This window comes from uncultured Methanobrevibacter sp. (assembly GCF_902771435.1).
In the GTDB taxonomy this organism is placed as follows: Archaea; Methanobacteriota; Methanobacteria; order Methanobacteriales; family Methanobacteriaceae; genus Methanocatella.
Genome location: NZ_CACXXB010000049.1, coordinates 1 through 9,448, shown reverse-complemented (window position 1 = coordinate 9,448; position 9,448 = coordinate 1). Strand labels below are relative to the sequence as shown.

General features: G+C 37.4%; 7 protein-coding genes and 1 pseudogene. 5 read left to right on the top strand and 3 right to left on the bottom strand.

Going from position 1 to position 9,448, the window contains the following annotated elements:
- Window positions 1–52: 52 nt before the first annotated feature.
- The 5 genes and pseudogenes from QZU83_RS09550 to QZU83_RS09530 all read left to right on the top strand — a co-directional run bounded on the left by QZU83_RS09550 (window position 53) and on the right by QZU83_RS09530 (window position 4,620).
- On the top strand, window positions 53–1,411 hold the full coding sequence (locus QZU83_RS09550; RefSeq protein ID WP_394350264.1) for a formylmethanofuran dehydrogenase subunit B: 1,359 nt from the start codon (window positions 53–55) through the stop codon (window positions 1,409–1,411).
- Window positions 1,408–2,999 (top strand): annotated as a pseudogene (locus QZU83_RS09545) (formylmethanofuran dehydrogenase subunit A). Before QZU83_RS09550 ends, QZU83_RS09545 begins: the two are co-directional and overlap by 4 nt.
- Window positions 3,000–3,001: 2 nt before the next feature.
- The gene (locus QZU83_RS09540) at window positions 3,002–3,877 is read left to right on the top strand and encodes a formylmethanofuran dehydrogenase subunit C (protein WP_295611771.1); all 876 of its coding nucleotides are present in this window, start codon (window positions 3,002–3,004) and stop codon (window positions 3,875–3,877) included.
- A 37-nt stretch (window positions 3,878–3,914) separates the two neighbouring features.
- Window positions 3,915–4,205, top strand: coding sequence for a DUF2097 domain-containing protein (locus QZU83_RS09535; protein WP_295611770.1), 291 nt, complete (start codon window positions 3,915–3,917; stop codon window positions 4,203–4,205).
- Window positions 4,206–4,329: 124 nt separating this feature from the next.
- Window positions 4,330–4,620, top strand: coding sequence for a DUF2097 domain-containing protein (locus QZU83_RS09530; RefSeq protein ID WP_295611769.1), 291 nt, complete (start codon window positions 4,330–4,332; stop codon window positions 4,618–4,620).
- Here QZU83_RS09530 and QZU83_RS09525 read toward each other — a convergent pair whose 3' ends face one another.
- From QZU83_RS09525 to QZU83_RS09515, 3 genes are all read right to left on the bottom strand, one after another.
- Window positions 4,621–6,303 carry a DUF128 domain-containing protein gene (locus tag QZU83_RS09525; RefSeq protein WP_295611768.1) on the bottom strand — a complete coding sequence of 561 codons (1,683 nt, stop codon included), beginning with the start codon at window positions 6,301–6,303 and terminating at the stop codon, window positions 4,621–4,623.
- Window positions 6,304–6,380: 77 nt separating this feature from the next.
- Window positions 6,381–7,736, bottom strand: a complete 1,356-nt coding sequence (gene glnA, locus QZU83_RS09520; protein WP_295611767.1) for a type I glutamate--ammonia ligase — start codon at window positions 7,734–7,736, stop codon at window positions 6,381–6,383.
- A 334-nt stretch (window positions 7,737–8,070) separates the two neighbouring features.
- Window positions 8,071–9,237, bottom strand: a complete 1,167-nt coding sequence (locus QZU83_RS09515; protein ID WP_295611766.1) for an aldo/keto reductase — start codon at window positions 9,235–9,237, stop codon at window positions 8,071–8,073.
- Window positions 9,238–9,448: the final 211 nt, after the last annotated feature.

Below are 9,448 nucleotides of genomic sequence, written 5' to 3'. Positions count from 1 at the left end.
TTAGGTGAATTACCTGTTTATCACGGACGTAAATGGGAGGAGTTGATTGACCATGACTTATGAACCACCTGTAACTGATTATGATTACATTGTTGAAAACTGTACCTGTGCATTCTGTGGTTGTAACTGTGACGATTTAGACTACTTAGTTAAAAACGGTCACGTTGTTGCTGTAAGACACGCATGCAGATTAGGTGCAAGTAAAATTATGGAAGATATGGATCAAAGATTAATTGTTCCAATGATTAGGGATGAAAACGGAGAACTCAAAGAAGTAGATTGGGATACCGCTTTAGACAAAGCTGCTGAATACATCGCTAACTCCATTAGACCAGTATTCTACGGATGGTCTGAAACTTCTACTGAATGTATGAAAGAAGGAGTAGCATTAGGTGAATATATTGGTGCAGTTTTAGACAACCAAGCTACTATCTGTCACGGTCCTTCCTTACAAGCTGTACAAAACGCTGGTTACCCTATTCAAACCTTAGGTGAAGTACAAAACAGAGCTGACATGATTGTTTACTCTGGAAGTAACGCTATGAACTCTCACCCAAGACACATGGCAAGATATGCTGTATTCTGTCGTGGATACTTCAGACAAAGAGGAAGATTCGACAGAACTGTTGTAACAATGGATCCAAAATTCTCCGATACTGCAAAATGTTCCGACAAATGGATTGGATTCGAACAAAACGGAGACTACGGTTTCTACAATGCTATTAGAGCTGTTCTCAGAGGAAAAGAATTATACCAAGATGTAATTTCCGGAATTCCTAAAGAAGACATTTACGAATTAGCAGAAGAAATGAAAAACGCTGAATTCGGTGTTCTCTTCTTCGGTTTAGGTTTAACCCACACTTTATCAAAACAAAGAAACATTGATATTGCAATTAAAATGGTACAAGACTTAAACAGATTCTCCAAATGGGGTCTTACTCCAATGAGAGGTCACTTTAACGTAAACGGATTCAACATTTTCATGGCATTCGAATGTGGATTTGCATTTGGTGTTGACTACTGTAGAGGTTACCCAAGATATATGATGGGTGAAACCAACACTATCGATTTATTAGTAAGAAAAGAACCAGACTGTTTCATGGTTATTGCAGCTGACCCTGGTGCTCACTTCCCTAATGGAGCAAACCAACACTTAGCTAACATTCCTGTTATTCAAATCGATATTCACTGGGGTCCATCTACCGAACTCGCTGACGTAGTATTACCTGGTTCATTCATTGCTGTAGAATGTGCAGGTACCAGTTATCGTATGGATGGAGTTCCTATCTACATGAAGAAAGCTATCGACAAACCAGAAACCTGTCGTGATGACGAATGGATTGCTCAGAGAAGAGCCAAACGTAGCTCCAAAATATGTGCCAAATCCAAACGCACTATAAAGGTGATATAATGGAATATATTCTTAAAAATGGTATTGTCTACGACCCTGCTAACGAAGTCAACGGGGAAAAGATGGACGTCATGTTCAAAGACGGTCTTATTGTAGATAATGTATCCGCTGATGCTAAAGTCTTAGACGTTACCGATAAAATAGTCATGCCAGCTGGTGTTGACCCTCACGCACACGTTGCAGGTCCTAAATTAGTAGTAGGAAGATTATACAGACCTGAAGTACAGATACTCAAGATTAGGTTACGGTACTGTTGTAGAAGCAGCTATGCCTCCTCTTGAAGCAAAACACACTCACGAAGAAATTGCAACTATTCCACAATTAGACATTCCTGCTTTACCATTATTCGGTAACAACTGGTTTGTAATGGAATACGCAAAAGATAATAATGTTGAAGACATTGCAGCATTTGTCGCTGCTTGGTTAAAAATCTCAAAAGGTTACGGAATCAAAATCGTAAACCCATGTGGAAGTGAAGCATGGGGATGGGGTATGAACGTACACGGTGTAAACGATAAAGCACCATACTTTGACGTAACTTCCAAAGAAGTTATCATTGCTTTAGCAGAAGCTAACGAAATGTTAAACTTACCTCACTCTATTCACATTCACCCTAACGATTTAGGACACCCTGGTAACTACACCACAACCCTTGAAACTATGGATGCAGTTAAAGGTGTTAAAAAAGGTTCCAAAGCAGCTGAAATCAGAGACCAAGTTATGCACGTTACTCACTTACAATTCCACTCCTACACTGGTAACAGTTGGAAAGATGCTGGATCTGCTGCACCTGAACTCGCAGACTACATCAACAAACATGACCACATTACATGTGACGTAGGTCAAGTAACTTTAGATGAAACTACTACAATGACTGCAGACGCTCCTATGGAATATGACTTGTTCAAATTATCCGGTCTTAAATGGACCAACAAGGATATTGAATGTGAAACCGCAGCAGGTATTATTCCATGTATTTACTCTGGTAAAAACCCAGTTAACACATTACAATGGGCTATTGGTTTAGAATTGTTCTTAGGAATTAAAAACCCATGGCAAGTATGTTTAACTACTGACCACCCTAACGCAGGTCCATACACCAGATATCCTAGAATCATCTCCTGGTTGATGAGTAACCAAAGAAGAATGGAAATGATCGAAAACAGAGAAGTACACAAATGGTTTCTACGATATTGCAACTATTTCCAGAGCTGCTCCTGCTAAAATCTACGGATTCACCGACAGAGGTGCACTTACTCCTGGATACAGAGCAGACATTGCTGTATATGACATAAATCCTAATGATATTGATCCATCCAGAGAAGCTGCTGCAATTGAAGAAGGTTTCAATGTTGCTGAATACACTATTAAAGATGGTCAAATCTTAGTTAAAGATAAAGAAATCGTTAAAGTTAAAGAAAGTCAAAACATTTGGGTTAACGTAAAAGGATGGGAACAAAACGAACAAAAAGTTATCAACAACATCATGCCATTCTTTACTCAATACTACTCAGTTAAATGGGAAAACTACCCAGTACACGACCACTATGTATCTAACCCAATTAGAGTAGACGTTGATGGTAAATAGGGGTGTTTAATTTGAAAACAATTACATTTGATCAAATCAAAACTTCATCAATCGCTTTAGAATTTGATGAATTAATTCCTGATGAAATTTATACCTGGACTGAAGCAGATTTCGCTAAATACCAAGTTCCTATTGGAAACTCAAGGTTCCCAATCACTGACTTCTTCGAAATTACTGTAGAAGGAGAAGCTAACAGTCCTGCTGAAGTTGAAATGATTCTCAACGGAGACTTAAACAGGGTAAAATACATCGGTTGTAAAATGAGCGCTGGAAACATCGTATGTAACAGCAGTGTAGATTTACACGTAGGTGCTGAAATGTCCGGTGGATCTATTCTCGTTAAAGGTGACGCAGCTGCTCACGCTGGTAGAGAAATGTCTGGTGGATACCTTGAAATTGAAGGAAATACCAAAGAATTTACTGGTGCTTCATACATTGGTGAATGGAGAGGTATGACCGGAGGACAAATTGTTGTTGGCGGTAACGCTGGAAAACAATGTGGTGAATGTTTAACCGGTGGAAGAATCCACGTTAAAGGTAACTGTGATATCTTAGCTGGTATTCACATGACCAAAGGTCTCATTGAAATTGACGGTGACGTAAACCGTTGGCCTGGTGGTCAAATGAAAAACGGTAACATTGTCATCCACGGATTCCTCGGTAGATTACTCGAAGGATTCGTCCTCAATGGTATCGTAGTAGATCCTGAAGTTGACGGAACTACTTTTGAAGGTAAATATATCCACTATACTGGAGATATCGGTCTCAACGGTAAAGGTAACCTTTACTTAGGCGCTGAAGCTAACAAAGAAAAATTAGCAGAATACGGCGAATTAGACGACGAATATACTTCAATCAGAGAATACAGGAATTTATAATTCCTCTCTCTTTTTTCTTTTTTTAGAAGGCGGTATTGTGGTAGAAGAAGTTGAAATGAGTTTTGATGATGCACTTGAATATATTAAGACTCAAGTGGAAGTTGGCGACATTTTAGAAATTTCATATAATCGTATTTTTGCTCCTGGAGAAGTTTTAGGTTTCACAGAAGAAGATGAAATAACCGGTGAAGGTTTTAGAGTAGGTCTCCAGTTAAACGGTGAAATTTTAAATCAGTGTGTTGAAGTTGATTTTAAAGAAATTGCCGATGATTTAATTGAATTGCGCCATATTACAGATGATAAGGAACTTATCATAGAAATTTTATAATTTCTATCTTTTTTTAATATTTATTTTTTTCAATGTCAATCTTAACGAAAATTAATTTTGTTCGTATGTATACAAACATTTATATAGGTTGATGTATAACTATTTTTTACAGTGGGTTGATATCATGAAAGATTTAGAATTGACTACAAAAGAAGCTGTAAATTATTTAAAAGAGCATGTAAAGATTCATGATAGGATTGAAATTTCATATAACAGGATTTTTGCTGAAGGCGAGGTTTTAAATATGGATTTTTCAAAGTATTTTGACAAACCAGGATTTAAAATGTTAATTTTACTTGATGAAAGTGATTTGGGCGCCACAGTTGAAATTGACGTATATGAAGTTGAAGAGGATATAATCGAGTTTACTCATTATCCTAAAAATGGTGAAGAAGTGGTAGTTACTGTATTGTAACTATAACCTATCCATTTCTTCAAAAGGAATTAGTTTTTCTTCAGACTTGACCTCAATAGGCACTCCTTTTTCTTTTATTGCACCTATGGTGTTAAGTCCTCCGCCAGCTACAACGCCGAAGTTGTAGTTATCTGCTTTTGCATTATATGTTACTTCCCTTGGTTTTCCAATTTTGTAAATTGAAAATCCTGTATTTTTCAGAATGTCGAGAAGATGAACCGCATAATCACGGGTAACATATGGGATTTCCTTAAAACTGGCCAATATCTTTTTAGTTCCGAAATTTGCTGATATTGAAGTCATGTTTTTTGATATGAATATTTTATGCGGATCCACGGTTGTTCCGTTATATGATATCAAATCAATGAATAATGGGGGTTCTGTAAGCTCCAAAAGTCCGCTGTATACAGGATTGCACATTATTCCATTGTTTATTAGAAGTCCATCAATGCTTAAACTGCAGATTGTAGCTATTCCCAGTTTGTTTTCGTCATTTGGATGGCCTATAATCTTGTAGTATGGGTTGATGTATTTCGGATTTGAATTGTATGTGTCTTCCATTATGGTTAACGCCTTATCCAAATTATCCTTATCTATGTATGAAACGTTTGATATTATGTCTCCTTTTCTTTTTTCTACATCAAAATTAACCTGTTGAATAAGATTCCATGATTTTGAAAGCACGAATGGTATTTTAGGCTGTTTTATGGTTCCTGAAGGTTTCAATGTAGGAGTTATGTCTGATGTAATCGGAGACAGTGTTTGGAAGTCCCTGATTTCTTCAGCTATTTTTATGTCAATTTGCTCTCCCATTTCTTTAATTGCACAAAATGGGGTAATTCCTCCGACAATGGCTATTCCAACCATTCCTTCAGGCACGTGCATTCCTAAAATGTCTTCCCCTTCATTTGAAATGTCTATTACTCCGCCGATTCCAATCTTATCTAATTTATTGATTATTTCTATTGCTCTGGCTCTTCCGATTCCAGGAATCAGTCTGAAGTTTGCAGGTATTATTCCAGATCCATTTTTTACCACATCTAGTATTGATGTCAGATTGGCGTTTGTAAATGCGTCAAGAGGGGTGATTGATGTCTTTTTGTATGAAATTAATTCTGTAAATGTTGTAGGATGATAATTTTCAATTTTAAGGAGTCCTCCATATTGCAGCTGTGAAGGTATTCCCTCACTTAAAAGTATCCCGTCGATTGTTGTACCGCATATTGTTGTCACTTCAATTTCATCCTTGTTTCTAACCCTATTTATATTAACGTAAGGACTAACAGAAAGACCACTTTCAAAAATTTCTTTAAGTATATTGATTGATTCTTCATTATAAATGGTTGATGTATTTACAACTACATTTCCACTTTGTGTCATATAGTTGAAATCAGTCAAATAAATCATTTCCTCAAATTTTGAATGGATGAAATCAACCTGGTCATAGATCAGTCCCTTTTCCAATTTTTCACGGCCAAGGTCTGTAATCCTCCTTCCGGAATATCCCATCCTTTCGGTATATCCCTTTTCATCCAATATCTGCATGTGATATCTGACTGCACGCTCACCAAGGTTATATCCTTTATTTTTCAGCTCATCAGCTATAAGTTTGGAACCTGTCGGCTTGTCCTGTGTATTCAATATCCTTAATATCTCTATCATTCTGTGTTCGGATTCTGACATAAAAATAGCTCCCTTACTTTAAATTTAATCATAGGCCTTATCATTAAATTCAAAATAAAAAAAATAAATATTTAGATTTAAATATCTAAATATTTTCTTTGTTCGTATCCAAATACTTGAACACGGTATTCGTCCCATTCCTGATATTTGAGCTCGAGGAATTTTTCACTGATGTGGTCGCCTAAAGCATTTAGTATGAGTGGGTCCTCTTCAAGGGAATGGTAAGCTTCCCATAAACTGGATGGCAAGACTTTGATTCCTCTTGCATTTCTTTCCTCTTCGCTCATGGTGTAGATGTTTTCTTCAATCGGTTCACCAGGGTCAATCTTATTTTGAATACCGTCGATACCTGCCTCAAGCATTACTGCAAATGCAAGATAAGGGTTACATGCAGGGTCAGGTGATCTGTATTCGATACGTGTAGCTTTTCCACGAGCTGCAGGAACTCTGATTAATGCTGATCTGTTTTTAAGACCGTATGCTCTGTATACTGGAGCTTCGTAACCTGGCACTAAACGTTTGTAGGAGTTTACAATCGGGTTTGTAATTGCGGTTATTGCCGGAGCGTGTTTCAGCAATCCTCCCATAAAGTGAAGTGCATCTTTTGAAAGTCCTGTTTCTGAATCAGGGTTTGAGAACAGGTTTTTATCTCCTTTGAATACTGATTGGTGACAGTGCATACCACTTCCGTTCACTCCAAAGAAAGGTTTAGGCATGAATGTTACTCTGTAGTCGAGCTGATCGAAAGTAGCCATGTTATCTACAATAGCTTTAATAGCTTGTTTGAATGTGATAACTGCATCTGCAGTTTTTAAAGCGTCTTTGAATTTAAATGCAATTTCATTTTGACCTGGAGCCACTTCGTGGTGGGATGCTTCAACTTCAAAGTCCAGTTCTTCCAGATTTAGAGTCAGTTCTCTTCTGAAGTCAGGTCCTTTGTCTAAAGGTTCAACATCAAAGTAGCCTGCTTCATCGTATGGCATAGGGTATCCGTTTTCGTCGATGTCCACAATAAAGAATTCTGGTTCAGGACCGATATTGTACTGGAGTCCCATTTTTCCGATTTTTGCAAGGGATTTTTTAAGCACGCTTCTTGGGTCACCAACAAACGGTTCATGTTCAGGAGTCCATACGTCACAGATGAATCTACATACTGCAGACTCTTCAGGTCTCCATGATAATCTTGAATATGTATTGATGTCCGGTTTTAAAACAAGGTCACTTTCATTAATTCCAACAAATCCTGCAATGGATGATCCGTCGAATAACATTCCTTCGTTAAACAGGTCTTCCATGTCTTCTTTATTGAATGGAATAACAATATTTTTTACGGTTCCGTTAATGTCGACAAATTGTAGACGGATGAACTTGATGTTGTCCTCTACCATCTGTTCTATTATTCTTTCCATTTTTTCTTCATTAATATCGCTCATAGAATCAAGCTCCAATATTTATGATAATATTGAATATAAAAAGTAGTCGGAATATATCTTCCTACCTTGGAAATATATTTCCACCTTATGGTATATAAAGGTTTTGAAAAATAGTAATTAATAGATATTATGTAATTTTTCATATATTAATGTATAAGAATTATTTTTTTTAGTAGATATTTTCATATTGATTTTAAAAATCTATACTATTCTGTTTAAATATTAATAAAAAATAAATAAAAATTTGATTTTTTGTTTAGATTTGTTCCGTTAAAAATGGTTCACAATCCAACAAATCAATTTTTCATCATGTGTTGTGCGAAGCTCAATGAATTTAGAAATGGTCAAATTCGGTTCCGAAGTATTCATAAACTCTTTGAAGCTCTTCAGGAATATTTAACATTTGGCTGCAAAACGGTATGCATTCCTTGCAGTCAATGCAGCTGTCGGCTCTTGAATCGTCATCAATCAATGTGAAATATTGCATTGCACTTGCCTTAGGGTCATTCAGCATGTTTGCGATGTTGAATTCTGTCAGACAGTTTATGATGTCCACCCCTTCAGGGCATGGCATGCAGTAGCCGCATCTGGTGCAGCGGTTGCCTACAAAGCTGCGGTATTGCCTTGCAACTTCTCTTATGATTTCGCTGTCATAATCGCTGATCTTGTCCATTTTTGATGCAATTTCAATATTTTCCTTAACCTGGTCCAAACTGGTCATTCCGCTTAAAACGCAGTTCACGTCATCACGGTTCCATAAGTATTGCAGGGCCCATTCGACTGGTGTTCTTTTGACTTCTGCCATATCCCAAATTTCCTGAACTGATGGGGGAATGTTGTTGACGAGTCTTCCTCCCCTAAGAGGTTCCATAATCATGCTTCCGATGTTTACCTCTTTGAGATATTCCAGTCCCATGATTCCTGACTGGTAGTATTCGTCAAAATAGTTCATCTGGGTCATGACGACTTCCCATTTCGGATATTCGTCGATGATTTCAATCAGGTAATCTATTTCGATGTGTGATGAAAATCCGACATGCTTGACGGTGCCGCTGCTTAGACAGTCGTCAAGAAAATCCAGGACATCAAAATTTTTAACCTTTTCCCAGTCCGGAACGTTCAGTGAATGAAGCAGGTAAATGTCTATATAATCGGTTTGGAGTTTTTCGAGCTGCTCATCGAGATACATCTGGAAATCATTCTTGCTTTCAATTGCCCATGACGGGGACTTTGTTGAGATATATACTTCATCCCTGTAGCTGTTCTCGGCTAAAAATTCGCCGACAAATCGTTCGCTGTTTCCGCTGCCTTCCAAGGTCTTGCTGTGGTATGGATATGCGGTATCTATGAGATTGATTCCGTTTTCAATTCCGTATTCAAGCATTTTGGATGCTTCAGCTGTGTCGATTTCATCATTAGAATTGACTGTTGGAAGTCTCATTGTTCCAAAACCAAGTCGTGAAACCTCTAATCCGGTTTTTCCAAGTGTATTATATAACATTTCAAATCCTCAATAAGCTTAACATTAATATTTTAAATTGCAAACTATAAAATTGTTGTGATTTGAGAAAAGTGTTTTAAAAAAAGTAGTTAAGATGGGAATTCCTGGGATATAGGATGCCGGGGGCGGGATTCGAACCCGCGATCTCACGGTATCCCAGGAATAAGTCAGAGCACTGCTTTATTACCCTATGAGCCGTGCGCTCTAACCA